This is a genomic window from Acidobacterium capsulatum ATCC 51196 (genome assembly GCF_000022565.1).
Taxonomy (GTDB): Bacteria; Acidobacteriota; Terriglobia; order Terriglobales; family Acidobacteriaceae; genus Acidobacterium; species Acidobacterium capsulatum.
Genome location: NC_012483.1, coordinates 3,499,420 through 3,525,034 on the forward strand (window position 1 = coordinate 3,499,420; position 25,615 = coordinate 3,525,034).

The window sequence follows — 25,615 nt, forward strand, 5'->3', positions numbered from 1 at the left end:
GGAGAGCATGAATGGGGCGGATGCATCTGCTATTTGACAGCTTGAGGTTGCAAAAGCACGCCGGGCATCATACACATAGAGACGATGGGCACAATCGCGCTTTCTGGATGGCTGTTGTTGAGTTCCCTGCTGGCGGGAATGCTGGGAGCATTGACAGGATTGGGCGGCGGGGTTGTGATCGTCCCGGTGCTGACGCTGATTTTTCACGTGGATATTCATTACGCCATTGGGGCATCGCTGATTTCAGTGATCGCGACCTCTTCCGGTGCGGCCGCTTCTTATGTGCGAGATGGCTTCTCCAATGTGCGCATCGGCATGTTTCTTGAGGTAGCGACTACGCTGGGCGCGCTGTTTGGCGCATATCTGACGACGCGGGTGCCGTCTTCGGCCATCGGCGTTGTTTTTGGCGTGGTACTGCTTTATTCGGCGTGGTCGTCCTTCCGCACCAAGCATGACGTTCATACCGACGCGCATGATCCGCTGGCGACAAAGCTCAAGCTGCAGGGCAGTTTTCCGGGTCCGGAGGGTGCGGAGGCTTACACGGCGCAACGCGTACCTGCGGGCTTCGGGCTGATGTATCTGGCTGGAACGCTTTCAGGACTGCTGGGCATCGGGTCGGGTGCCGTGAAGGTGCTGGCAATGGATCAGGCCATGCGCCTGCCCTTCAAAGTTTCAACGACCACCAGCAACTTCATGATTGGCGTTACGGCGGCGGCCAGCGCTGGAATTTATCTCAGTCGCGGTTACATTTCTCCGGAGCTGGCCATGCCCGTGATGCTGGGTGTGCTGGCGGGTTCCATGATCGGGGCGCGCATGCTGGTACACGCGCCGGTGCGGACGCTGCGCACGGTGTTTGCGTTTGTGATTGTCGCGCTCGGGTTTGAGATGATCTACAACAGCCTGGCGGGGAGGCTCTGATGCGCTGGACCGATCAGCAGATGGACAACATCATTGCCAACATGCTGCGCGCCGGGGTCATGACGGCGGCGGCCATTGTGCTGCTGGGCGGCGTGATGTATCTCTTTCAGCATCCGGGCGCTGCGCCGGACTATGGGGTGTTTCACGGGGAAGTAGCGCAACTGCGCGACCCTGTGGGCATTGTGAAGACGGCACTGCAGGGGCATGCCCGCAGCATTATCCAGTTTGGCCTGCTGCTGCTGATCGCCACGCCGATTGTGCGTGTCTTTCTGTGCGTGGTGGGCTTCTTTTCGCAGCGCGACCGGCTCTACGTGGCTGTGAGCTTGATGGTGCTGTGCGTGCTGCTCTACAGCGTCATCTTTGGCCATTGAGAGCAGCGGGCTGGTCTTCAATAGCAGGACGCGCGGCGAAAGCTAATTTGCGCGAAGGGCAGTGCTCTGAGCCGCAGACCTCGCGATGGGCCAGGGTGTGCAGCAGCCGCTTGCGGTCATCTCCGGCGGGATAGAGTTGCAGCACTTCGCGCCGTAACTGGCCCAGATCTTTGAGCCACGGGCCGAGATCGAGGGGCAGCAAGGCGTCGATTTCGCGGCGCAACCGCTGCGCCAGCGCGGGACTTTCTCCGTTCGTGGAAATCACCACCTGCAGGTCGCCGCGGCGCACGATGGACCCGAAATAGAAATCACAATTTGGCGGATCGTCGACCGCATTGCAGAGAATATTGCGCTCTTCGGCGTCGCGATACACAGAGGCATTCACTGCCATCTCGTCGGTAGCTGCAATGACGAGGAAGTTTCCCGCCACATCGTCGGGACGATATGCGCGCAGTTCGAGGTGAATGCGGCCCTGTGCGGCGAGCACATGGACTTCGTCACGCGCTTCCGTTGCGATGACATGCACAGCGGCCTCGGCGTCGAGCAGGGAGGTGATCTTTGACCATGCGATTTCGCCGGCGCCGACCACGAGGCAGCGCCGCTTTTTGAGCTTGAGAAAAGCAGGGAAGAGGCTCATCCCGCCACCCCTTGAGGAACGCGGCCGGTGGGCAGATCGCGCTCGACGGGAGCGACTGTTTCGCCAGCCAGCAGCGCGCGCAGCGTGGAGTCCTCATGACGGCTGAACCACGCGCGCAGATTCTCTTGCGGCTCGCGGTGCTGCACGTAGTGGCTCAGCAGGCGTTCGAGCGCGGCCGGTACTTCGGTCGCGGGGGCGCGATAGCCTACGGGGCGCGAGACTCCAGCATATTTGCCGACTGAGCCGCCGACGCAAAAGTAATAGGCGTCCACCAGTTGGCCGTTGTGCTTGATCTTTTTGCCTTCGAGCCCGATGTCGGCGATCCAATGCTGCCCGCAACTGTTGGGGCAGCCGGTCACATGCAGCTTGAGCTGCTGGTCAAAGGCCGGCAGACGCTCTTCGAGTTCATCGACCAGCCAGCGCAGAAAGCCCTTGGTCTCGGTGATGGCGAGCTTGCAGAACTCGGTGCCGGTGCAGGCAACGCCTCCGCGCCAGAATTGGCTGCCCTCCACACGCATGCCGATGCGTTCGATTTCACGGGCGAGCTCGGCGGCGCGCCCGGTGGGCACATTGACGAAGATGAGGTTCTGCATGGTGGTCGCGCGCAGTTCGCCATTGCCGAAGCGGTCAGCAAGATCGGCGGCCTGATGAAGCTGGAGTCCGGTGAGGCGGCCACGAAGCACCGATGCGCCTACGTAAGAAAGGCCCGGCTGTTTTTGTGCGTGAATGCCGACGTGGTCGCGATGCACTTCGTCCGGTACTTGTTCTTCGACACCGGCCGCGAGCTGGTATCCGAGGCGCGCATGCAGTTCGGCGAGAAAGCTCTCGGCGGTCCATCCTTCTTTGAGGAAGAGGTACTTGATGCGGGCGCGGTCGCGGCTCTCGCGCAGCGCCTGCTGGTCGCGGAAGATCTCGGTGATGACTCGCGCGACGTCGAGCACCTGGCCTGGCTCAACCCATGCGTCCAGTTTCACGGCGAGGTGAGGTTCGTTCGAGAGTCCTCCGCCGACACGCACGCTGTAGCCGATTTGATCGCCGCGGCGCGTTGCGGTGAAAGCAATGTCGTTGATCTCGGGATAGCAGCACCACGAGGAGCAGCCGGTGGCGCAGATTTTGAACTTGCGCGGCAGGTTATAGAACTCCGAGTTGCCGATGAGCGCAGTGGCCAGATCAATGGCGAGCGGGGAAGCGTCGGTGAGTTCATCCGCCGCGAGGCCGGCGAGCGGGCAGCCGGTGACGTTGCGCACGACGTCGCCGCAGGCGCCTCGCGGAGAGAGTCCCACGCGCTCGAGAGCATCGACTACCTCGGGCAGCGACTCAATGGTGAGCCAATGCAACTGAATATTCTGGCGAACGGTGATGTCGGCCAGGTCGCGGGCATAGCGCTGGGTGAGATCGGCAATCACGCGCAACTGGTCAGAGCGAAGAATGCCGTTGGGCAGCCCGATGCGCATCATGAAGTATTGCGTGGCAAGCCCTTCGCCGCCTTTGCCGCCGGTGACGCCCACACCGTCGCCCTGCGTATAGACTCCCCACCATTTGAAATAGGCCGAGGCCCACTCGGGCACCACGCTGTCGCGGCCTTCGCGAGCAAACTGCCGTACTTCGTCGAAATAATCCCACGGATTTTTCTCGCGCTTGAGGCGTTCCATTTTCTGCGCTTTGGTTTCTTTGACTACGGCAGTCTCTGCCATGAGGCTCCTATGTCTCGATGCTGTTTGTGGGTAGAAAGAGAAATCCCGCACTTGCGTGAGCTGAGTGCGGGATTCGGAAGGGGATGAACTCTGGGTAGTGCTATGCCATCGCCTTCGCGGTCCGCGAACAGCAACAACACATACAGACCGGCATGAAGGCAAAGTTCATGCTTTCAGCGTACCGGCGATGGCCTGTCACGTCAACGTTTGTTTTGCGGCAGGCACGCGCCTGAAGCGCATCCGGCTTAAAAGTTCACATGCGCTTCGAGGAAGATGGTGCGGTTGCCGGCGCTGGCGTGGTTGAAGAATCCACCCGCCAGGCTTTGCGATTTCAGAAAGAACTGCTGGGCGCAATAACCATTTGACGTGGTGTAGGCGCTGTTCGAGCAGGCCGTGGGATCACTCGTCGTGGGCGCGGTGAGGTTGATGGAGCCATTGGGCGATGCCAGGTTGGTGTGATTGAAGATGTTGGTGGCAAAGGCATCGAGCGTGAGCGAGTATTTGCGGGCGACCGAGGCGTTGAACTTGCCGATGGGGCCCGAATTGCCGCTCAAGCCTCGTCCGCCGAGGCCGCGGCCATGCGGGCCGCCATGCGGACCACCGAAGCCGCCGCCTTTCACCTTGGGGCCAAAGCCGATGACTTTGCTGACGCGCATATTCATCTGCCAGGTCGTGGGGCCGGTTCCGAGGTTATAGGGAGCGATTTTTTCATTGAATGCGCCGTTGGCAATGGGGTTGGCGTCGAGGCACCCATAGGGTGTCTGCACCGTATAGGCCTCAGCACAGTTGGCGGCAAAGGTCGGCCGCGCGCTGTAACTGTTGTTGCCGGTGAGGTCATTGCCGGTGGTGATGTTGAAGGGGCTGCCCGAGGTCGCGTTGAACATCGGCGCGAAGGTCAGCTTCCAGGGGGCCTGGATGGTCATGAGCGCGAAGAAACGGTTGTGAACGTCGAAGCTGGCGCGGCCATAATCGAGCGCTGGATCACTGGCGACCGAGGGCACATGGCCGGTTCCGCTGGTGTCTGATTTCGCGTTGCTGTAGGTGTAGAAGGTGCTCAGCATTACGTTTTTGTAGAAGGCATGCACGGTGGCGATGATCTGGCTCTCTTTGTAGATGCCTTCGGACTGGTACTGCATGATGTTCTGCGAGGTTTTTGCAGTGTTGCCCGTGTAGGTATTGGTGCTGGCATCCACGTTGTTCAGGTCGAGCGCGCCAATGTTGTTGGTCAGATACTGGTGGTTGCCCTGCGTATACAGGTAGGTGACGTTGCCCGTCATCCGCTTGTTGATCTGGCGATCGATGCCGACGGCCAACTCCATGTCATTGGCGGCTTTGAAGTGCGGGTCTATGTTGTAGTAAGTGGGCGCGATGCCGCTGACATTTGGCGTGTTCTGATCGATGGGCGTGACTGCGTCAGGGTTATAGAAGCCGGGATTGGTGGCGACAAACTGCTCTTCATTCGGCACGCCATTCACGCCGAAGTTCTGGTGAATGGTCTGAATGACATTGGAGAGATCAAAGCGGTTGTAGAACCATCCATAGCCGGCGCGCAGCACGGTCTTGGCCGGTTTTTTGCCGTTGCCATCGAGTGCGTAAGCCAGTGAGACACGCGGCGCCCAGTCAAACTTGTCGTGAATGCGGTTCTGCGTCTCCCAGCGCAGGCCATAGCTGAAGGTCAGGCGGGGGCTGACCTTCCAGTCGTCCTGATAGAAGAGCGAAGCCTCAAACAGAATAGCCTTGGCGGTGCCGTTGTTGATCTTGGTATAGCTGTACTGCGCCGGCGCTTTGCGGTTGTATTCGTCGAGCGTCGTGAAGATATAAGAGCCGTTCGAGCCTGCATCGGTGAAGTTATTCTGCGCGTCAGAACGCAGCCGCGATCCAAAGGTCAGCGCATGTGCGCCGATGGAGGTGGTGAAGTAATTCTGCAGTTCCATGGCGTCGTCGGTGGAGGTGCTGGTCTGCGCGCTGTTGCCGCCCGTGGTGAACTGCGAGGAGAGCGTGACGCTGGGCAGAAGGCTGTCCGGAGTCTGCGTGCTGGTGACGTGGCGATAGCGGAAGCGGATGTCATCGACAATGTTGGGCGTGACGATGAGGCTGTCGCTCGCCTGAATGCTATTGTCGGTATTCACTGACTTATAGGCTTGCGAGGGCAGCGTGGTTCCGCCGACATTGCTGGCCTTGTCTGTTCCGCGAAAGTAGACGTAGCGAAGCGTGATGGTGTTTTTGGGGCCGGCCTGAAAATCCACGCGCGGGCTGATGAAGAGCCGCGAGCTGGGATTGGCAAAGGCTTCGTTGAGTGTCGCGCTGGTGTTGTTGGGGTCCGTCGCATCGATGATGTTCTGGTTCTGCACGTTGCGGCCGAAGATATCGAGGTTGAAGCTGGAGTGTTTGGTCAGCGGCCCGCTGAGATTGCCGAACATGTCATAGGAGTAGTAGCTCGGCTCCTGCAGCAGAGTGGTCTGGCCGGGCTGCAGGTTGGCGTTGATGATCGGGTTCTGCCCGTTGAAGGCCGAGTAATTGCCGCGCACGTTGTAGCCGCCGTGCCAGTGATCGGTGCCCGGCTTGGTGAAGATCTCAATGCGGCCGTAGCCCAGGCGGTCGTATTCGGCAGAGAACGGATTCTGGTTGATGCGGATTTCGCGAATGTCGGACTTGGGCGGCATCTGGCCGCCGGTGAAGCCGTCAATGTAAATCTGTCCGCCATTGGGGCCGGCCGAGGGTCCGGCGAGCGCCTGAAGCTCATCCTGCAACTGGTCAGGGTCGTCGGAGAGCGCATCGAGCGCCTTGCCCTTCAGGATGATGGCGTTGGCGTTGTTCTCGGGGCTCGTGTCCACGTGCTCCTGCTCGGCGTGGACCTCGACCTTCTGCTGATCGACCGCGATCGAGAGAGCTGCGTCAATCGTCTTGGCAGCGCCCCTGGATACGATCACATCCTGCGCGTGATACGAGGCAAAGCCCTGCATGGTGACGTCGACGTCATAGCGGCCGGGGGCGAGACCGTGGACGGCGTAGGTTCCACCGGCAGAGGTGGTCGCTGAGCCTGCAACTTTGCCCGAGGGCGTGCTCACCGTGACGGCCGCGCCGGGAATGACCGCGCCGGAAGGGTCAGTCACCTGACCATGAATGCTCGATGAGCCCGATTGCGCGCTGCCGGGTACGGCTCCCACAACAAGCACAACAAGAAAAGCAAAGGCAAAAATTGAGAAAAAACGACTCCTGCGATTCATAGCTCTCCTGCGGATCAATCAGTGGTTCCAGTGAAAAGGTCAATGTCTAGTGCTGCTGCGGGGTGGAATCTCCAGCACCGCCCCCAGCGCCGCCGCTGGCCTGGCCGCCACCGAGGCTCCAGGAAGAAGAGAACATGCTGCTGCTGGCCTTGGCAGAGGCGCGCAGCATCGGCTCGACGCCCGCCAGAAGGGTGACTGCGGTTCCGGGCTGGCTGCCGCTGCCGGGGGTTGCGACTACGAGCACGGCATCGCCCTTGTGCAGATCAGTCAGAGGAATGACGGAGGCGCGCTCAAGCACACGGTTGAAGCGGCCGCCTGCGCGGGCGCCGTTGCCGGCCGCACCGCCGGGCTGGTGGCCGTGTGCGCCGTGGGGTTCATGCTTCATGGCCTGCATGCGCATGCCCACCATTTTTGCGACCTGCTCGGGTAGCTTGCGAAGCTGTGTCCAGTTCTGGATGGTGAGCGTTACGGGCTTCTTCGTGGCGAGGTCTTTGACGGTCAGCGTCTGGGCTGAGGGGTTCACGTCCATGACCATGCCGGCGATGTTCTGAAAGTCGCCAAAGATGATGGCATTGGCGGTCAGAGTGCCATCGGCCGGCGGCTGATCGCCCTTGGCGCGCAATTGCGCACCGGGCTTGATGGCCGCCAGGGTTGAAGGCTGCGCATCGCGAAAGGCCACGGAGTTGCTCGCATATTGGCGAATCTTTGTGGACGGGGTGGTCTTGATGGTCACGCTTTGCGCGGCCTCGGCCAGCACAATGGTTCCGTTGGAGGGATCGACGGACTTGACGATGCCGCCCACGCCATCCTGCTGCCATGCCTGTTCTTCTGCCTGTTGCCGCTGGGCGATGTCAGACTTCTTCATGGCGACGACGAGACGGGCGTCGATGCCGCTTCCGGAGGCCGCGGTGCCCGAGGCCAGCACGCGATCGCCCACGGAGATTTCATTCATGGGAATGGGTGTGGCCGCAGAGAGTGTCTTCTGGCCGGGCTCCAGCCGCAGGACGCGCGCTCCGTCAGGCACGGAGACCGTGACAGCGCTGCCGTGAGCGGGTTGAACCGTGAGGGAGTTGCCCGAGGCCGCGGTGACGGTGCCCATGACACGGGTGGTCGCGGAGGCCTGGTCTTGCCACGCGGCAGGAAGCAGAGAGGCCGGAGCCGCCAGCAGAGAAGCGGGTGTCATGCACAGAAGCGTGCATATTGCTGCTGCCATTGCCGTCTTTGAGATACTCTGCATTCCTGTCTTCCTCCGCAAATGTGGTTCGACCGCTGTATGAATTTTTGTGCCGTTGTAAAAAGGACGGAATCTCCAGATAGAAGTTGCAGAATTGTCGCGAATTTGACGTGAGTGAGTCTCGCGTACCGGAATTCAAACAGGAGGCGCGGAGCCCCGGGATACTCGCGGGCCAGGCGTGTAGGGGGCCGGCCACAGAGGCCGGGTAGCGGCGGCATCGGCCCTCCGAAGGGGCTCAGCATCGAATTTGCGGGGAAAATGAGCTATTTTGCCGCGTGAGCCGTTATGATCGGCAAAGTGAGGAGCCAATCCCTCCGGCCGCGCCCCGCACGGGCGCAGGCCAGGCACAAGCCACAAAAATCAGAGGATACGCGCAGGAACCATGGCATTTTCCGGCTCGACCAGCACGGTCAACTTCCGATCCAGCTCCGGCAGCAGCAACGCGGCGGCGCTGTCGATTGTCACGACGCTGTTTTTTATCTGGGGCTTCATCACGTCGCTCAATGACATTCTGATTCCCCATTTGCGGTCTATTTTTTCGCTGAATTACGCCGAAGCCATGCTGGTGCAGTTCGCCTTTTTCTCGGCGTATGCGGTGTTTGGTCTGCCGGCGGGTTCGCTGGTGGAGCGGATCGGCTACAAGCGCTCGATGGTGGCCGGCCTGTTGGCGATGTGCCTCGGCGCGATTCTGTTTGTTCCGGCCGCCGCCGCCCCCTCGTTTCCGTTGTTTCTTGTGGCGCTGATCGTGCTGGCGGCGGGCATCACGACGCTGCAGGTGGCGGCGAATCCCTATGTGGCCATTCTCGGGCCGCCTCACACGGCGTCGAGCCGGCTGAACCTGACGCAGGCCTTCAATTCGCTGGGCACGGTGCTGGCGCCGCTCTTTGGCGCGTGGCTCATTCTGGGGGATGCGCCCAAGGTGATCAAGGACCTGAAGGCGCTCACTCCGGCGGCTCTGCACCGGTACCATGTGGCGCAGGCGGCGACGGTGAAGATTCCTTACGTCGGCATCGCTCTGGTGCTGCTGCTGCTGGGTCTGCTGATTGCGTTCTACAAGTTCCCAAGGCTCGACATTACGCGCGACTTCCGGCCCGTGAATCCGGGGCAGGCGGACAGCATCTGGAATTACCGGCACCTCGTGCTGGGGGCCATCGGGATTTTTGTTTACGTAGGCGCCGAGGTTTCGATCGGCAGCTTTCTGACCAACTACTTCAATCAGCCCAATATCGGCGGATATTCGATTGAGGCCGCAGCCAAGCTGGTTCCTTACTACTGGGGCGGCGCGATGATTGGCCGCTTCATTGGCGCGGGCGCGCTGCAGCGTCTCAAGACCGGGCCGGTGGTGGGCATCTGCGCCATTGTGGCCGCGGTGCTTGTGATCTCCTCCATGCTGAGCTTCGGCCTGGTGGCGGTCTGGACGATTCTGCTGGTCGGCCTCTTCAATTCAATCCTGTTCCCGAGCATCTTCACGCTGGCTATCGCCGAGCTGGGGCCGCTCACGGGCAAGGCCTCGGGTCTGCTGTGCGTGGCGATTGTGGGCGGCGCCATTGTTCCGGAGATTCAGGGCGTTCTGGCCGATCACATCGGCATTCATCACGCCTTTATTCTGCCGGTGCTTTGCTACGCCTTCATCGCGTACTACGGCTTCCGTGGTTCGAGAATCGTCATTCCCGGCTGACCTTTCGGGCTAAATAGTGGCAAAGGGACGGCTTGCGGGCCGTCCCTCTGCTTTTCCGGCTGCTTTTCGCACAGGTGGCCGGTGGGGTACGATCAGGGGTTATGTCTGAAGCGCTTGTGTTGACGGGCCAGCCGCTCACGCTGGAAGAGATTGGGGACGTGGCGCTGCGCCAGCGTCCGGTGGTGCTGGGCGAAGAGGCCCGTGCCCGTGTGCTGGCCTCGCGCCGCCTGGTGGATGCGCTGGTGGAGCGCAATGAGACGGCCTACGGCATCAACACCGGCTTCGGCAAGCTCTCGGACGTGCGCATTCCGCCGGATCAGCTTCAAGCCTTGCAGCGCAACCTGGTGCGCAGCCATGCCTGCGGCATCGGCGAACCGCTGCCTGAGGCCACCGTGCGGGCCATGCTGCTGCTGCGTGCCAATGTGCTGGCCAAGGGCCATAGCGGTGTGCGTCCGGTGGTGATTGAGATGCTGCTCGGGATGCTCGCGCACGGTCTGCACCCGGTGGTGCCGTCGCGCGGATCGGTGGGCGCGAGCGGTGATCTGGCTCCTTTGGCGCATCTGGCGCTGGGGTTGATCGGGGAAGGCTTTGTCTTTGCAAAGGGCCAGCGGATGGCTGCGCGTGAGGCGCTGACGCAGGCCGGTCTGGAGCCGCTCGCGCTCGAGGCCAAGGAGGGGTTGGCTCTGCTCAACGGCACGCAGGCCATGACGGCGGTGGGCGCGCTGGCGCTGGAACGCGCTCTCAGGGTGACTCAGCTCTTTGACCTGGCCGGAGGCATGTCTCTGGATGCGCTGCGCGGCACGCCCGCCGCGTTTGATGAGCGCATTCATCTGGCCCGGCCTCATCCGGGGCAACTGGCGGCGGCGCGGCATCTGCGCGCACTGCTCGAAGACAGCGAAATTCGTGAGTCGCACCGCACCGGCGACCCGCGCGTGCAGGATGCCTATTGCCTGCGCTGCATGCCGCAGGTGCATGGCGCGGCGCGCGGCGCACTGGCGCACGTGCGCGAAGTGATCGAGATTGAGAGCGGATCGGCGACGGACAATCCGCTGGTTTTTTCTGCAGACAGCAGGTCTGCCGACAGCGTGGCAGCCGGCAGCGGGCACGAGGCGGCCGAGATTCTCTCTGGCGGCAACTTTCATGGCGCGCCGCTGGCGATGGCCTTTGATTATGCAGCGATTGCGCTGACCGACCTGATGAGCATCAGCGAGCGCCGCGTGGACCGGCTCGTAAATCCTGACATCAACGAGGGGCTGCCGCCGTTTCTTTCCACCTCGCCCGGTGTTTCGTCCGGGCTGATGATCGCGCATGTCGCGGCAGCCGCTTTGCTCAATGAATCCAAGGTGTTATCGCACCCGGCCAGCGTGGACAGCGTGCCGACCTCGGGCGGTAAGGAAGATCATGTTTCGATGGGCATGACGGCGGCCCTGAAGCTGGAACAAATCGTTGGAAACGCCGAGCACCTGCTGGCCATCGAATTGATGTCGGCTGCGCAGGGGCTCGATTATCGTCAACCGCTGCGTCCGGCCCGGGCGCTCGAAGCCGCGCAGGCAGTGGTGCGGGAGTTTGTCGCTCCGCTCACGTCTGACCGGGAGCTTTCGAGTGACATTGCCGCGCTGGCCGCAGCCATTCGTGCCGGCAGTTTTGACCGCTGGCGCTCCTGAGCCCTGATAAAAGGCTCCGGGCAGTACGGCAGATTTGAGGAAAGAGTGAAATCAGCAGTGGAAGCAGGCGGTCACGGCGAGGAAGCCATCAGCCGGACAGACCTTAACCCCCACGAACGCACGCTCGACCCCGAGGACTGGGAGGCGTTTCGCGCCCTGGCTCATCGCATGGTCGATGACATGATCGAGCAGACCCGCGCCCTGCGCACGCAGCCGGCGTGGCAATCTCCACCGGCGGACGTGAAAAGGGCGATTCTCGAAGAGCCTCTGCCTCGTGAAGGGCAGTCTGCCGGGCAGGCTTATGCCGATTATCTACACCTGGTGCAGCCCTACACCAACGGCAACCGGCACCCGCGCGCGTGGGGATGGGTGCGTGGCAATGGCACACCGATAGGCGCGATGGCCGAGATGCTGGCCGCCGCGATCAATCCTCACCTGGGCGGCGGCGACCAGTCGCCCACTTATGTAGAAGAACGCTGCCTGCAGTGGCTGGCGCAGGTGATGGGCATGCCGGCAACGGCCACCGGCATTTTGACCAGTGGCGGCACCATGGCCAATCTGCTGGGGCTCGCCGTGGCGCGCCATGCCAAGGCCGGCTTTGATGTGCGCGCCGAAGGGCTGGCAGCTCATACGCCGCTCACGGTGTATGCGTCGAGCGAGGCGCATATGTGGGCCGGCAACGCCATGGACCTGCTGGGTCTCGGCTCAAGCCGGTTGCGCAGCATTCCGGTGGATGAGAACTTTCGCATCGATCTGGCCGCGCTGCGCCTCAAGATTCGCGAAGATCGCGCAGCCGGGTTGCAGCCCATTGCGGTGATTGGCAACGCGGGCACGGTCAACACCGGCGCGGTGGATGATCTGGAAGCGCTGGCCGCGCTTTGCCGCGAAGAGGAGCTGTGGTTTCACGTGGATGGCGCCTTTGGCGCGCTGCTTAAGCTCTCGCCTCGGCATGCCTCGCTGGTACGCGGCCTCGAGCAGGCGGATTCGCTGGCCTTTGACCTGCACAAGTGGATGTACCTGCCCTTTGAGATTGGCTGCGTGCTGGTCGCGAACGGCGAGGAGCATCGCGCGGCCTTTGCTTCGTCGGCCAGTTATCTGGAGGGCGCGAAGCGGGGCATTCTGGCCACAGGGCTGATCTTTGCCGATCGCGGCCTCGAGCTGACGCGCGGCTTCAAGGCGCTCAAGCTCTGGATGGCGCTGAAGGCGCATGGGCTCAATGCCTTCAGCGAGATGATTGAGCAGAATATGGCGCAGGCGCGGTATCTGGAGCGCCGCGTTCTGGAAGAGCCGGAACTGGAGCTGCTCGCGCCGCGCAGCATGAACATTGTCTGCTTCCGCTATCGCGGTAGGGGGGCGGCGGGTGACGAGTTACTGAATGCGCTCAATCGCGAGCTGGTGTTGCGCCTGCAGGAGTCAGGGGAGTTTGTGGTCTCGGGCACCATGCTCAAAGGCCGCTACGCCCTGCGCATTGCCAACACCAACCATCGCAGCCGCTTGCAGGACTTTGAGGATCTGGTGCAGTGGAGTTTGAAGCTGGGGTGCGAGATTGAGGCAGAGAGTCAGGCTGCCCGCACTTAGTGAGCGAGCAGCGCGACTCCGATACAGACGAAGACCGCGGCCAGCCAGCGCCGCCGGTCCACATTTTCGCCAAGGAAGAACTTTGCGGCGACCGCATTGGTCACAAAGGTGAGCGAGGCTGCGGCGGGCCCGATCAGCGTGAGGTCGCCGTGGCTCAGCGCAAAGAGCAGCGAAAAGAAGCTCAGCGCCATGCAGACCACTCCGAACGCAAAGCGCGGGCTGCCCAGCACGGCCATTGCTGCGCCGGGTATGCCGCTGACGGCCCGAATGCGGTCGAGATCGCCGATTTTGCGCAGGGCGGAGGCGATCAGTACGTCGCCGGCCGTTGCCCACAGCACAATTGCGCCGATCATGAGGGTGTCCCACAGCAGGGAATGAGTATGGCTCATGCCTGCGGCACCTCTTCCACTTCTTCGGCGGGGCTGGCGGTCTCGGTGTAAGAGGGGCCGCGCGCCACAAAGCCGACTCCCGCGGTGATGAACACGATGCCGAGCCAGCGCCACGTCGAGACGTACTCATGCAGCCAGAAGTGCCCGAGCAGCGCCATGATGACATAGCCGATGGAGGTGGCCGGGAGGACGTAGGTGAGGTCGGCCCAGGAGAGCGCCGTGAGGTAGGAGGCGAAGAAGCCGATCAGCACCACGATGCCCGCACCCACCCAGGGCGTGAGAATGGCATGCAGCAGCTCGCCCAGATGGTGAATCGAGACCGGCCCCAGAGACTTCATGCCGCGCGCCAGCAGGGTATCGCCCAGCGATGCCGTCACCGTGACGACCGCAAGATTGAGCAATTGGCTTGCGGTCAATTTGGAATGGCTCACAACTACTCCTGAAGGGGCCGGAAAGCAGAAGCGGCCAGCACGAGGCTGGCCGCTTGCAGCAGAGAGGGTTAGACTTCGGCGTTGGCGGGCTTGGTGCCTTCGTGCGACTTCTTGGCCTTGGTGGCCTGCACGATTTTGTTCCGCTCAGAACGCAGTTTCATGAACGACTTGGCCTCGCCATACAGGCGCTTCAGGTCGCGGTTCACGATGGCCTTGCTGACCACGCGCCATGCCGCCTTGGGCCGGAAGTAGTACTCGTCATAGAAGCGGTGCACCATCTCCAGCACGTACTCGGTCGGCAGACCGGGGTACTCAATGTGCGCGAGCTGGTGGCCCTGGTCATCGACCATCTGGCCGTTGTTGATGATGAAGCCGTGCTGCTTGGCAAAGTCGTAAAACTCGGTGCCGGGGTAAGCGTGTGCGATGGAGACCTGAATGGTTTCCACGTCGAGGCTCTTGGCGAAGTTGATCGTGTTGCGAATCGATTCCTTCGTCTCGCCGGGCAGGCCGAGGATAAAGTCGCCATGAATGGTCAGCCCGAGGTCATGGCAGTCGCGCGTGAAGTCACGTGCGCGCTCGACCGTGGCGCCCTTCTTGATGTTCTTGAGAATCTGCGGGTCGCCGGACTCGTAGCCGACGATCAGCAGGCGGCAGCCGGCTTCGCGCATGGCCTTGAGCGTTTCGCGGTCAGTGGTCACGCGCGAGGTGCAGGACCATGTGAGGCCAAGCGGCTTCAGCTTGGCGCAAAGCTCGATGGTGCGCGCCTTCTGAATGTTGAAGGTGTCGTCGTCGAAGAAGAACTCCTTCACGTGCGGGAAGAGCTCCTTCGCATGGGCCATTTCAGCCGCCACGTCGTCGGTGGAGCGCTTGCGCCATGCATGGCCGCTGAGCGTCTGGGGCCAGAGGCAGAAGGTGCACTGCGCCGGGCATCCGCGCGTGGAGTAGAGCGAGACATAGGGATGCAGCAGGAAGGGCACGTTGTAGCGCGTCACATCCATGTCGCGCTTGTAGATGTCCGTGACCCACGGCAGCGCATCGAGGTCCTCGACCTGCGGGCGGTCGGGATTGTGAACGATCTGGCCGTTCTTGCGATAGCTGATGCCAAGAATCTCGTCGAGCGGCTTGCCGTTGGCAAACTCAACCACTGAGAAATCAAACTCGCGGCGGCACACGAAATCGATGACCGGGCACTCGGTGAGAGCGCGGTCGGGCGAAGTGGTGACCGGCGGGCCAACAAAGGCGATCCGCAGCTTCGGATTGACGGCCTTGATGGCTTCGGCCAGCTTCTGGTCGCCGGTCCAGCCGGGCGTGCTGGTGAAGAGCACGAGGAACTCGTAGTCCTTCGCGATTTCGATGGTCTCTTCGGCGCTGACGTGGTGCGGTGGCGCATCGAGCAACCGCGAACCCTCGAGCATGCCGGCAGGGTATGCCAGCCACACGGGGTACCAGTAGGATTCGATTTCGCGCGTGGCCGGCCAGCGCGAGCTCGCGCCGCCGTCAAAGTTCTCGAACGAGGGGGGATTCAGAAATAGTGTCTTGAGAGGCATCGGTTTAGTCTGCTTCAGTTTACCATTCGGAGTGGCCGGAAGGTGTCCGGCGGCCAGGTCGGGCGCCTCGTGACGGGGAGGCGCAGGAACTCAATGCTGTGTCGCGGAGTGAATCCAGCCGTCAATGCTGCCCGTCAACTGCATCAGGCTGAGCTGGGCCCGCACCAGTTTCAGGCTCGCATCCAGTTGATCGATATAGCGGGCGCGCTCCTGAATATGGGCCTGCTCGCCCTGTTGCGGCGTGATGGGCTGGCCTCCCGGCTGGCCTGAGCCGTTCTGCAGCTCCTGCTCGACGGTCTGCAACTGCGCCTGTGTTATTTCCGATTGTAGCCGCGCCACGCGCTGCTCGGCATTCAGCTCCAGCACGCTGCCGCGCAACTGAGACATATTCTCTTCCATCAGTTGCTGGGTCTGCTCGGCGAGGGCTTTGGCGTGCATGGCCTCGGCCGCGGACTCACGGGCCTGCGCGCGCGCCGTGGCATCAAAGAGGGGAATCGTAATACCGACGCCGATGTCGAAGTTATTCGACTGAAAGTGCTGATAATACTCGGCGTAATTGTTGAACCGCGCATAGCGGCTGTACTGCGCGCCAAAACTCAGCAGCGGGCGCAGGTTCTTCCGATGGTCCCCAAGCGACTTGTAGAGCTTCGATTGCGCATCGGCTCTGGCTGCATCGACGTCGGCATTGGCGGCGCTCAGTTGCGCGTCCATGGCGGTGCTGCTGGAGAACTCGGGCATGGGCGGAATGCTGCTGGAAACGGTCTGAAAATTGACCGCGGGCAGCCCGGTCAGGTTGGCCAGTTGCGTGCGCATCTGGGCTGCGTCCTGCTCGGTGTGAATGCGATTGAGGTCAATCTGTGCCGAGGTCAGCTCAGCCTGCAGCAGGTTGAGGCGCGGGTCCACGCCGGCCTTCACTCGGTCCTGCTCAATGCCGACCAGGGCCTGCGTGTAGGATTTTTCTTCCTGCAGCGCGGCAATCTTCTCGGTGTCGATGTTTAGTTCCACGTAGTCTGTGGCGGCTTCATTCAGCACCTTGTCGCGCTTGGACTTCAATGCCTCTTCGGCGCTGAGCAGCCCCTGGTGGGCCGAACGAATATAGTCCCGCTGGGAAAACGAGAGCACAAGCGACTGCGTGCTGACGCTGTAAATCGAGGGTTGGCCCACCGGAAACCCGTAGGAGTATCCAAGGTTGGAGCCAAACACAAAGCTGGGGATGTAGGCGTCTTTGCTCTCGCTGACCGAGGCGGCGGCGCGTTGCACATCTGCCACGCCGATGCGGACCTCGGGGCTGTTGCGCAGCGCAAGATCGGTTGCGGTGTAGAGCGAGATCTGGGCATGAGCGGCCGCGCCTGCGGCGAGCAGCGGCAGAGCCGCCAGGGCCATCCAGGGAATCCGTTTTGCCTTACGCTTTGGCGACTGAAGCATCAACACTGATTCTATCTTTCGAGTCCTGCGATTCTGGGTACGTGGTTCCTTCTCAGGAACGGGGTTTGTAACCGGGAGCGAGCGATTCCGCCATGGCCATTTGCTCCTGAGCCTCGGCCGTCTGCCCCATACGGTTGAGCAGGGCCGCGAGCTGGGTGTGTATGGCAAAGGCCGGGGCATCTTCTGACTTGTGGCTCGAGGCCAGATATTCGCGCAGCCACTGCGCCGCTTCGGGCAGATTGCGACCGGTCTGGATGAGCAGGTGCGCAGCATCGACGCGTGCGATGGTGTGTTGCTTGTCGATGGCCACTCCAGTTTCGACGGCGCGCACCATGGCGTCGATGTCTCCGCGCCGGTGGTAAAAACCGGCCAGATCCATCCAGGCTTCCGCAGGGTCCTGTGAAGTGGCGATCTCTGCCTTCCACTCCTGCTCCGCGAGGGAGTAGTTTTTCTCGCTTTCAGCGATTCCGGCGGCCAGGGCGTGCGCGGCGGCTGGGCTCAGAGGCCGTAGCTTGTTGACGATCGCGCGGGCCTTGCCGAGGCCTCCACCGGCAATGGCAGGAGCCTGCAGATCAAATTGGCCGAGGGCTTCGTAAGCCGCCAAATTAGAGGGATCGAGCGCGACGGCCTGCTGAAATTCGGCGTCCAGCTTGCGGGCCAGAAGGAACGCGGTGATGCGCGGGGCGCGCTGTGCCTCTTCGCCATAGGCGCGGCCCAGCCAGTAATGGGCTTCGCTGCTCTGCGGCGCCTTTGCTACTGCTGCCTGGCAGGAGCTGACAGCCGCGCTCCACTGCCGCTCCTGTAAGAGCACGCGGCAGCGCAGCTCCAGCGCGACGGCATCCTGGGGGTTCTGCGATAGCACGGAGGTGATGCGATTCAGCGCATCCTGGGCGTGCCCGGTGACCAGATCCTGCTGGATCGAGTCCGCCGAAGTTGCGGACAATCCCTGGGCCAAAAAGCCAGCGGTGGTGATGAGCAGCAGACTCAGCAGTGCTGCCGTCCTGGAAAAGGAAAAGCTCACTGTTGCTCCACATCCACCGGCAGTCCGTTGCTCAACGGCTGGCCATTGGTTGCTTCTGAGCCCAGGGCTACCACGTCTCCGTCTTTGAGTCCGCTCACAATCTGCATGTCAGTCAGGTTCAGGTCACCCACCTTCACGGGGGTCTGACGCAGCTTGCCGCGAACCACACGATACACGTAAGACTTGCCTTGCTCTGCATGCAGAGCGTCGCGGGGCACAATGAGCACGTGCTTCAGGTCAGAAACAGTCACCGTCACTGTGACGTTGGTGTTGGGGATCAGCGCGCCATCCACATCATCAATGCTGACCAGCACTTCGCCGACATTGCGGGTGCCATAGGTGATGATGGACGAGGGCAGGCGCGCTACGTGGCCGTGCCATAGCTCGTTGGGCTTGGCATCCCAGCGGATGGTAATGGGCTGCCCGACCGCGAGACGGCCGATTTCCGGCTCGTCAAAGTAGGCGCGCACCTGCAGATGCTCAAGGTTGGCGACCTCAAGCAGCAGAGAGCCGCCATCGACGTATTCGGTCGCTGAGACGGGAAGCGAATATACCGTGCCATCAAAGGGCGCGCGCACATTGCTCTCGCTGACAAGAGACTGCGCGGCGGCATAGGCCTGTTCGGCCTCCTGCACCCCGGCGCGGGCATGCGCAACGTCCATGGAGTTCACGCTGGCGCTGCGCTGCTGCTCAAGCACCTGCAGAGAAGACTCGTCCGCCTGCACGCGCTCCTGCGCTGAAGCGATCTCGCCCGGCGAGGCTGCCCCGGTCAGCTCCAGCTTTTTGAGAGCCGCGAGGTCATGCTTCGCCTGGTTCAGGTCGATCTGTGCTTTGGCGATCTGCCCCTGAAGCTGGAGGCGGTTCTGCGAGGTGCCGCCGGCTTTGGCCACTTCATAGTTCGCCTGCGCGCCTTTGATGCCGGCATAGGCGGTGGCCAGCTTGGCCTGGGCGTTGCTGTCATCCATGGTGAGCAGCAGTTCGCCCTTGGTCACGTGGTCGCCCGCGTGTACATACACGGCTTTGACTACGCCGGGGAACGGCGCGTGAGCCTCAAAGTTGGCCTGGGGCTCGACCTTGCCATTGGTGGAGACCGTGCTGACGAGGTCGCCATAATGCACTGTTGCCACGCGGATGGGCGGTTGCTCGCGCAGTAAGTAACGCGCGACCAGAAAAATGATAATCAGAGCAACCACAAAACCTACAACCAGGGCTGCCGTATTGGACCTTCGTACCGTAGTAGTCGCCATGCGAATCGTGAGTCAGTATATAGGACTCACTTCAGAGGCCCGGAGGATCAAAAAAGTGCAGAGCAGGTGCATCTTTTTGAAACAGGCCCTGCAATGGCCGCCTGCCATACAATAGCGGTATGTCCACCGGCTACACTGACGACCACGCCAAAGCGGGTCTTGATTTCTCATTTCCTGCCATTGATACCTGGCGGAATCAGTTTCCCGCGTACGAGATTCTGATCGACGATCCTGAGTTCACCTCGGTGTGCCCGAAGACCGGCCTGCCCGACTTCGGCGCGATCACACTGCGGTACATGCCGCGCGAGCGCTGCCTTGAGTTGAAGTCGTGGAAGGAATATCTGTTCACGTACCGCAACCTGGGTATCTTTCAGGAAAACATCGTCAACCAGGTGCTGGAAGACGTGGTGAAGGCCTGCGATCCGGTCTGGGCCGTAGTGCGCGGCGAGTTCCGGCCGCGCGGCGGCATCTCCACCACCGTGGAAGCACGCTGGCCTCGCCCCTCCACCGGGCAGAGCCGCTAGGGTTAAAGGCAGGCCACGGCTTGTCTGGCACGAGCAAGACATCTTCGATGCGTGGCACGGGAGCACGCAGCATGGGCTGGCTGGCGCTGGCTCTGCTGACGGGGCTGAACCTTTTCAATTTCATTGACCGTTACGTGCTGCCGGGCGCGCAGCCGCTCATTCAGAAGCAGTTTCATGCGAATGACGCGCAGATGGGGCTGCTGACCAACGCCTTCTTCTTTGTCTACATGCTGGCTGCGCCGCTGACGGGCTGGCTGGGCGACCGGCTGCCCCGCAAACCGCTGATTGTGGCGGGGGCGGTGCTCTGGTCGGTGGCCACGCTGCTGACCGGAGTGGTGCACAGCTACACGGCGCTGCTGATTCGCCACGCGATTGTGGGCGTGGGCGAGGCGACCTTCAGCGTCTTTGCGCCCGCGCTGCTGGCCGATTATTTTCCAGAGTCCGCGCGCAACCGCGTCTACAGCCTCTTTTACCTCACCATTCCGGTGGGTGGAGCGATCGGCTACATCCTTGGCGGCGTGCTTGGCCAGCATTATGGCTGGCGTGCGCCGTTTTATGTCTCGGCGGCTCCGGGGCTGCTGATTGCGCTGCTGCTCTGGTGGCTCGTGGAGGAGGCTCCTCGCGGGCAGGCGGACCGCTACGCCGCCACGTGGGAGCGCAATACGCTGCGCGGTCTCTTCCGCAATAAGCTCTTCTGGAGCGCGACCCTGGGGCTGGCCACCTGGACGTTTGCCGTGGGCGGTCTCTCGGCCTTTCTGCCGACTTTTTTTGTACGCTTTGGCGGCGATTCGGTCGCCCGCGCGGGCCTGCTGGCCGGGGCCATCACGGTGGTGGCGGGCATCGGCGGCACGGCGCTGGGGGGATGGCTGGGGCAGCTCTGGCTGCGGCGTAATGCGGGCGGGCTCTACCTGATCTCGGCCTGGGGATCGTTGCTGGCGATTCCGGCCGGCATGCTCGTATTTTTCGGCCCGCGCGGGCTGCTTTTTCCGGCGGCGCTGGTGGCTGAGCTGCTGTTGTTTCTCGGCACCGGGCCGTTGAATGCTTCCATCGTCAACTCGGTGGCTGCGCCGGTGCGCTCCACCGCGATTGCTTTGAATCTGCTGACGATTCACCTGCTGGGCGACGCCTTTTCTCCGGCGTTGATCGGCCTGGTGTCTGACCATAGTTCGTTGCGCATTGGCATGTCGATGACTTTGTTTGCCCTGGTACTCTCGGGCGGGTTGCTGTTTCTGGGCGGCCGCCTCATGAACTTGGCCGCGAGGGCGGCCGCATGAAGCTTTTCTGGCTCGCTGTCTCCATCGGCAACTGGATGCTCGCGCTCGGCTGGACATGGCGCGTGTTGACGGCGCTCTACCATCTGCCGCGCGTGCCCGATTTGCGCGAAGACCGCTACGCCGCGCCGCCGCAGCAGGATCGCACGCCACGGCTGACGGTGGTGGTTCCGGCCCGAAACGAAGCCGCCGCCGTGGAAGGCACGCTGCGCTCGCTGCTGGCGCAGGAGATGCCGCTCGACATCATTGCCGTCGATGATCGCTCGGAGGACGCAACGGGTTCTATCATGGACCGGGTGGCCGCCGAGGCTCTGCCCGAAGGCAAGACGCTCAGGGTGATTCACGTCACGGAGCTGCCCGAGGGCTGGCTCGGCAAGAATCATGCGCTCGCCCTGGCCGCGCGGCAGGCCACCACGCCGTGGATGCTGTTCACGGACGGGGACATCTTTTTTTCGCCCGACGCGCTGCCGCGTGCGCTGCACCATGCGGAAAGCGTGCGTGCGGACCACTTCGTACTGCTGCCGACGCCCATTCTGCTCACGAATGGCGAGCGCATGATGATGTCGTTCATTCAGGTGGCCGCGGCTGCGGGAGGACGCTTGTGGCGTGTCTCCGATCCGGCGGCAAAGAGCGAGAGTATCGGGGTGGGCGCTTTCAACATGGTGCGCCGCGAGGCCTATGACGGCATCGGGGGCTTCGAGGCCATGCGCATGGAGGTGCTCGAGGATCTGCGCTTCGGCTACCTGGTGAAGAGCAGCGGTTATCAGCAGGGAGTGGCCTTTGGTCCGGGCATGGTGCGGGTGCACTGGGCGCCGGGCATGGTGGGCATTCTGCACAACCTCACCAAGAACGCCTTTGCGGTGTTTCGCTTTCAACTGCCGCTCATTCTGGCGGCGTGCTTTGGCATGATGCTGGCCTTTCTGCTGCCGGTGGTGGGCTGGTTTGGGCCGCTCGAGTGCCGCGTTGCGAGCGCCATGGTCGCGATCACAATTTTCCTGATCTACCGCTTTCATCGCGGCTTCAACGACTTTCGCTGGTGGGGCTTTCTTACGTTTCCGGTGGCCGGCAGCCTGTTCATCTATGCGGTGCTGCGCTCTACCTTGCTCACGCTCTGGCGCGGAGGCGTGGTGTGGCGGGGCACGTTTTATCCGCTGCGGGAGCTGCGGCAGCAGTTGGGACGCCTGCGTTAGAGACGTTTGCGGTGCTCAGTAGCTGTAGCCGCCGTGGAAGGCGGGGTCGCTGACGGGCGCGCGGTTTTGCTCCGCATTGAAGCTCTTCAGCAGTGTGGGATTGGCGCGGAAGCGGTCCTGCTTGACCCGCCTCTCTCGCGGCCGTGCCGCTGCGACTTCGCGGGCATCGCGGCTGCGCACCTGGCCTGCCTTGCGCAGCAGAATCTCGGCGCGGCCCCGGATGGGCTCCACGGTGCCGAGCACTTCAATGTCGGTGCCCACGAATTGCTTCAGGCTGCCGACGCTCTTGCGGTTGCGGTCCAGACTCACGAGGGCGAACTCACAGTCAGCAGCATCGGGGCCGCAGAGGTCGAGAATGCGCGTGCCATCGTCGAGATTGATTTCGCGATAGACATGAGCCCGGATGCAGGCCTTGTGATGCAGGTGATGCAGCGCCTGCGCCGAGGCGTAGCAACGCCGCGCGGCCTGCGCCGTGATTCCGGAACAGGCGAGAACTCCCGCCAGCAAAAAGCCGCCCATTCGGCCCGCGGTGCGGGCGGAAAAGGCGGCGCTGATGGCGGAGGTTCTTCTCAGGCCCATAAATCCTCTTGGGGGAGGGGTATGTGGGCAGCTTAGGAGCAGGGGCCGCAATCGCGATAGATTACGGCCGTACTCGCGAAGAAGAGGGGAAAACTCAGTGGACCTCGACCAGCTCGGCCTCGGATTGCGAGGAGCCGTAGCGGTTCTTCACATAGTCGTCGAGAATCTTCTGGAAGTCGGAAACGATGGTGTCGCCGCGCAGGGTCGTGAGCAGGCGGCCATCCACATAGACCGGCGCTTTGGGCTCTTCAAAGGTGCCCGGCAGCGAGATGCCGATGTTGGCGTGCTTTGACTCGCCGGGGCCGTTGACGACGCAGCCCATGACGGCGAGCTTGAGTTCTTCGACGCCGGGGTACTGCGCGCGCCACACGGGCATGCTCTCGCGCAGGTAGTCCTGAATCTGCTGGGCGAGCTCCTGGAAGAAGGTGCTGGTGGTGCGTCCGCAGCCGGGGCAGGCCGTGACCTGCGGGGTGAAGCTGCGAATGCCCAGCGACTGCAGAATCTGCTGCGCGGTGAGCACCTCTTCAGTGCGGTCGCCGCCCGGCTTGGGCGTGAGCGAGACGCGGATGGTGTCGCCAATGCCCTGGAGCAGCAGCGGCGCGAGGCCGGCCGTGGAGGCCACGATGCCCTTCATGCCCATGCCGGCTTCGGTGAGGCCGAGGTGCAGCGGATATTCGCAGCGCGCGGCCAGCATCTGGTAGACGTCGATGAGGTCGAGCACGCCGCTGACTTTGCCGCTGATGATGATCTGGTCGCTGCGCAAACCGTACTGCTCGGCGGCGGCGGCGGAATCAAGCGCGCTGCGGCACATGGCTTCCATCATGACGTCGCGGGCCGGCAGGGGATTGGAGAGCTTCGAGTTCTCGTCCATCATGCGCGTGAGCAACGCCTGGTCGAGCGAACCCCAGTTGACGCCAATGCGCACGGGCTTCTGATTCTCAACCGCGCACTCGATCATGGTGCGGAAGTTGTCATCGTCTTTGCGGCCGATGGAGACGTTGCCGGGATTGATGCGGTACTTGGCGAGCGCGCGGGCGCACTCCGGATATTTCTTGAGCAACTGGTGGCCGTTGTAGTGGAAGTCGCCGACGATCGGCACGTCGATGCCGAGCTTGTCGAGGCCCTCCACAATGGCCGGAACGGCTTTGGCGGCTTCGTCGTTGTTGACGGTGACGCGCACCAGTTCAGAACCAGCCGTGGCCAGCGCGGCCACCTGCTGAATGGTCGAGGCCACGTCGGCGGTATCGGTGTTGGTCATCGACTGCACGACGACAGGCGCATCAGAGCCGACGCGCACCTTGCCAATTTTGACCGTATGGGTCTTTCTACGCTGCATCTGCGGCATGGGAATCCTCAGGCTTTAGTTTATCGCGAAGGCCGAAGTTCGAGAGGGTTGGACGGGAGGTGGGGAATTTCTATTGGACAGCTCTCAACGGCTTCATTTACCTATGTAAATGCATTTACTGGGCCGTGCGGGAGCCTTTCTGCCCGGCGCGCCGTGTTCCGATTCCGCTTGCCTTGAGGAGACTCTCATCATGCCTGTGACCCGCCGCGAATTTGTTCGCCATGCTGCCGCGACCGCCGCTGTCGCCGCCAGTGCCCCACGCCTTCTGGCGCAGTCTGTGAATGTTGCAAGCGGCGCGCTGGTCGATGCCGGTATGGAGCACCAGGTGATGGACGGCTTCGGCTTCTCCGAGGCCTTTCACCAGGCGCGCAACCTGCAGGATATGCCGGAGCCGGCGCGCACCCAGTTGCTCGACCTGCTCTATGACCAGAAGAAGGGCCTGGGCTTCTCGATTTTGCGCAACATTATCGGCGACGGCGGAGCGGGGCAGAAGTCGCGCAACGGCTCCTCGGGCACGATCGAGCCCGCGCCCGGCGAGTGGAACTGGAAGGGCGATGAAGACCAGCTTTGGTTAATGGGCGAGGCGAAGAAGCGCGGCTGCGGACGGTTTTTCAGCACGGCGTGGTCGCCGCCGGCGTGGATGAAGACCACGCATCAGGTGAATCGCGGCGGCCAGCTTGCGCCGGATAAGTATCAGGCCTTTGCCGACTATCTGGCCGAGTATGTGCTGGGCTACAAGAAGCACTTCGGCATCGACATTTATGCGCTCTCGCCGGCCAATGAGCCGGACTTTCTGGCGCCGTGGCCCTCGTGCATCTGGAGCGGGGAGCAGATGGCGGTCTTTCTGCGAACGGCGCTGATTCCAACTTTTCAGAAGAAGGGCGTCACCGCGCAGATTGTGGTGAATGAAGATGCCCGCTGGATGGATCTGGCGATCAACACGATTCTGGCCGATCCGGTCTGCGAGAAGGGCGTGAGCATTGTGGCCGCGCATGCTTATGCCGACGACGTGACGCCCTACGTGCCGCTGGCCGAGCGCACCGGCGTCTTTCACCAGGCGCTCAAGGATGGCAAGCGCGTCTGGCAGACCGAGGTAAGCGCCGACGGCAAGAACATCACCAACATCACCGACGGCATCTACTGGGCGCGGCTCGTGCACCGGCACCTGGTGGAAGACCAGGTGAGCGGATGGCTGTGGTGGTGGGGCGCATCGCTCGCGGGCAACTATCGCGGCTCACTTGTCGGGTTGGACCTCAAGACAGGGACCTATCAGCTCACCAAGCGGCTTTACACCATCGGGCAGTATGCCCGGTTCATTCGGCCCGGCGCGCATCGCATTGAGGCGACCCAGACTCCGGCTACGGATGTGGATTTCTCCGCCTATCGCGATGAGGCGAGCGGCAAGACCATTCTGGTGGCCATCAACAAGGGCTATGCGGAGCAGGCTTTTCCGGTGCAGTTGAGCGGCGCGACGGCCACTCGCTGCCAGGCGGTGCGGACCTCGGCGAGCGAAAACCATGCCGCGCTGCCGCCGGTGGAGGTGAAGAATAACCGCATCGTGGCCGTGGCTGCTCCCGAAAGCGTGACCACCTGGGTGCTGGCCTAAGGCCAGCGCCCGGTGGGGCGATGTGATCTGCGTTACGCC

At 62.5% G+C, this 25,615-nt stretch carries 21 protein-coding genes; 9 read left to right on the plus strand and 12 right to left on the minus strand.

Features of this window, described 5'->3' with window-relative positions:
- The first annotated feature begins 84 nt into the window (after positions 1-84).
- Together ACP_RS14355 and ACP_RS14360 are read left to right on the plus strand one after the other, a co-directional pair.
- Positions 85-918: a sulfite exporter TauE/SafE family protein gene (locus ACP_RS14355; protein ID WP_015898065.1), complete on the plus strand. Its 834-nt coding sequence runs from the start codon at positions 85-87 to the stop codon at positions 916-918.
- Entirely contained in the window at positions 918-1,289 is a 372-nt protein-coding gene (locus ACP_RS14360; protein WP_015898066.1) for a DUF1634 domain-containing protein, read from the plus strand. Before ACP_RS14355 ends, ACP_RS14360 begins: the two co-directional genes overlap by 1 nt.
- Here the strand turns inward: ACP_RS14360 and ACP_RS14365 are convergent.
- The 4 genes from ACP_RS14365 to ACP_RS14380 form a co-directional block, all read right to left on the minus strand.
- On the minus strand, positions 1,273-1,926 hold the full coding sequence (locus ACP_RS14365; protein WP_015898067.1) for a precorrin-2 dehydrogenase/sirohydrochlorin ferrochelatase family protein: 654 nt from the start codon (positions 1,924-1,926) through the stop codon (positions 1,273-1,275). The two genes, ACP_RS14360 and ACP_RS14365, sit on opposite strands and share 17 nt — an antisense overlap.
- On the minus strand, positions 1,923-3,620 hold the full coding sequence (locus tag ACP_RS14370; RefSeq protein WP_015898068.1) for a nitrite/sulfite reductase: 1,698 nt from the start codon (positions 3,618-3,620) through the stop codon (positions 1,923-1,925). The genes ACP_RS14365 and ACP_RS14370 overlap by 4 nt, the downstream gene beginning before the upstream one ends.
- Positions 3,621-3,865: 245 nt before the next feature.
- On the minus strand, positions 3,866-6,847 hold the full coding sequence (locus tag ACP_RS14375; RefSeq protein ID WP_015898069.1) for a TonB-dependent receptor: 2,982 nt from the start codon (positions 6,845-6,847) through the stop codon (positions 3,866-3,868).
- 46 nt (positions 6,848-6,893) lie between these two features.
- The gene (locus ACP_RS14380; RefSeq protein ID WP_052294834.1) at positions 6,894-8,030 is read right to left on the minus strand and encodes a DUF5666 domain-containing protein; all 1,137 of its coding nucleotides are present in this window, start codon (positions 8,028-8,030) and stop codon (positions 6,894-6,896) included.
- Between the two features lie 433 nt (positions 8,031-8,463).
- Here ACP_RS14380 and ACP_RS14385 point away from each other — a divergent pair, with 433 nt between their 5' ends.
- The 3 genes from ACP_RS14385 (at position 8,464) to ACP_RS14395 (ending at position 13,001) form a co-directional block, all read left to right on the plus strand.
- The gene (locus ACP_RS14385; RefSeq protein ID WP_015898073.1) at positions 8,464-9,759 is read left to right on the plus strand and encodes a sugar MFS transporter; all 1,296 of its coding nucleotides are present in this window, start codon (positions 8,464-8,466) and stop codon (positions 9,757-9,759) included.
- Positions 9,760-9,860: 101 nt separating this feature from the next.
- Positions 9,861-11,423, plus strand: a complete 1,563-nt coding sequence (hutH, locus tag ACP_RS14390) for a histidine ammonia-lyase (protein ID WP_015898074.1) — start codon at positions 9,861-9,863, stop codon at positions 11,421-11,423.
- 45 nt (positions 11,424-11,468) lie between these two features.
- On the plus strand, positions 11,469-13,001 hold the full coding sequence (locus tag ACP_RS14395) for a pyridoxal phosphate-dependent decarboxylase family protein (RefSeq protein ID WP_238525574.1): 1,533 nt from the start codon (positions 11,469-11,471) through the stop codon (positions 12,999-13,001).
- Here ACP_RS14395 and ACP_RS14400 read toward each other — a convergent pair.
- The 6 genes from ACP_RS14400 to ACP_RS14425 form a co-directional block, all read right to left on the minus strand.
- Complete coding sequence (locus tag ACP_RS14400) at positions 12,998-13,390, minus strand: hypothetical protein (protein ID WP_015898076.1); 393 nt, start codon at positions 13,388-13,390, stop codon at positions 12,998-13,000. The genes ACP_RS14395 and ACP_RS14400 overlap by 4 nt on opposite strands.
- On the minus strand, positions 13,387-13,821 hold the full coding sequence (locus ACP_RS14405) for an EamA family transporter (protein ID WP_041839616.1): 435 nt from the start codon (positions 13,819-13,821) through the stop codon (positions 13,387-13,389). The genes ACP_RS14400 and ACP_RS14405 overlap by 4 nt, the downstream gene beginning before the upstream one ends.
- 68 nt (positions 13,822-13,889) lie before the next feature.
- Positions 13,890-15,368: a hopanoid biosynthesis associated radical SAM protein HpnJ gene (gene hpnJ, locus ACP_RS14410; RefSeq protein ID WP_015898078.1), complete on the minus strand. Its 1,479-nt coding sequence runs from the start codon at positions 15,366-15,368 to the stop codon at positions 13,890-13,892.
- A gap of 90 nt (positions 15,369-15,458) precedes the next feature.
- Positions 15,459-16,751 carry a TolC family protein gene (locus tag ACP_RS14415; RefSeq protein ID WP_041839617.1) on the minus strand — a complete coding sequence of 431 codons (1,293 nt, stop codon included), beginning with the start codon at positions 16,749-16,751 and terminating at the stop codon, positions 15,459-15,461.
- A 94-nt stretch (positions 16,752-16,845) separates the two neighbouring features.
- Positions 16,846-17,814, minus strand: a complete 969-nt coding sequence (locus ACP_RS18375; RefSeq protein WP_015898080.1) for a tetratricopeptide repeat protein — start codon at positions 17,812-17,814, stop codon at positions 16,846-16,848.
- Positions 17,811-19,061, minus strand: coding sequence for an efflux RND transporter periplasmic adaptor subunit (locus ACP_RS14425; RefSeq protein WP_015898081.1), 1,251 nt, complete (start codon positions 19,059-19,061; stop codon positions 17,811-17,813). The genes ACP_RS18375 and ACP_RS14425 overlap by 4 nt, the downstream gene beginning before the upstream one ends.
- A gap of 119 nt (positions 19,062-19,180) precedes the next feature.
- Between ACP_RS14425 and queF the strand changes: the two genes are divergently transcribed.
- The 3 genes from queF to ACP_RS14440 are packed head-to-tail and all read left to right on the plus strand — an operon-like array spanning position 19,181 to position 22,046.
- Positions 19,181-19,585, plus strand: a complete 405-nt coding sequence (gene queF, locus ACP_RS14430; RefSeq protein ID WP_015898083.1) for a preQ(1) synthase — start codon at positions 19,181-19,183, stop codon at positions 19,583-19,585.
- A 20-nt stretch (positions 19,586-19,605) separates the two neighbouring features.
- Positions 19,606-20,859 (plus strand): spinster family MFS transporter, encoded by a 1,254-nt coding sequence (locus ACP_RS14435; protein WP_238525575.1) that lies wholly within the window; start codon positions 19,606-19,608, stop codon positions 20,857-20,859.
- Entirely contained in the window at positions 20,856-22,046 is a 1,191-nt protein-coding gene (locus tag ACP_RS14440; protein WP_015898085.1) for a glycosyltransferase family 2 protein, read from the plus strand. The genes ACP_RS14435 and ACP_RS14440 overlap by 4 nt, the downstream gene beginning before the upstream one ends.
- A gap of 15 nt (positions 22,047-22,061) precedes the next feature.
- On the opposite strand, the gene ACP_RS14445 is transcribed toward ACP_RS14440, so the two are convergent.
- Both ACP_RS14445 and ispG read right to left on the minus strand, forming a co-directional pair.
- Positions 22,062-22,625: a hypothetical protein gene (locus ACP_RS14445; RefSeq protein WP_015898086.1), complete on the minus strand. Its 564-nt coding sequence runs from the start codon at positions 22,623-22,625 to the stop codon at positions 22,062-22,064.
- A gap of 94 nt (positions 22,626-22,719) precedes the next feature.
- Complete coding sequence (ispG, locus tag ACP_RS14450; RefSeq protein WP_041839618.1) at positions 22,720-23,970, minus strand: flavodoxin-dependent (E)-4-hydroxy-3-methylbut-2-enyl-diphosphate synthase; 1,251 nt, start codon at positions 23,968-23,970, stop codon at positions 22,720-22,722.
- A gap of 190 nt (positions 23,971-24,160) precedes the next feature.
- Between ispG and ACP_RS14455 the strand changes: the two genes are divergently transcribed.
- Complete coding sequence (locus ACP_RS14455; protein WP_015898088.1) at positions 24,161-25,576, plus strand: glycoside hydrolase family 30 protein; 1,416 nt, start codon at positions 24,161-24,163, stop codon at positions 25,574-25,576.
- The last annotated feature ends 39 nt before the right edge of the window (positions 25,577-25,615 follow it).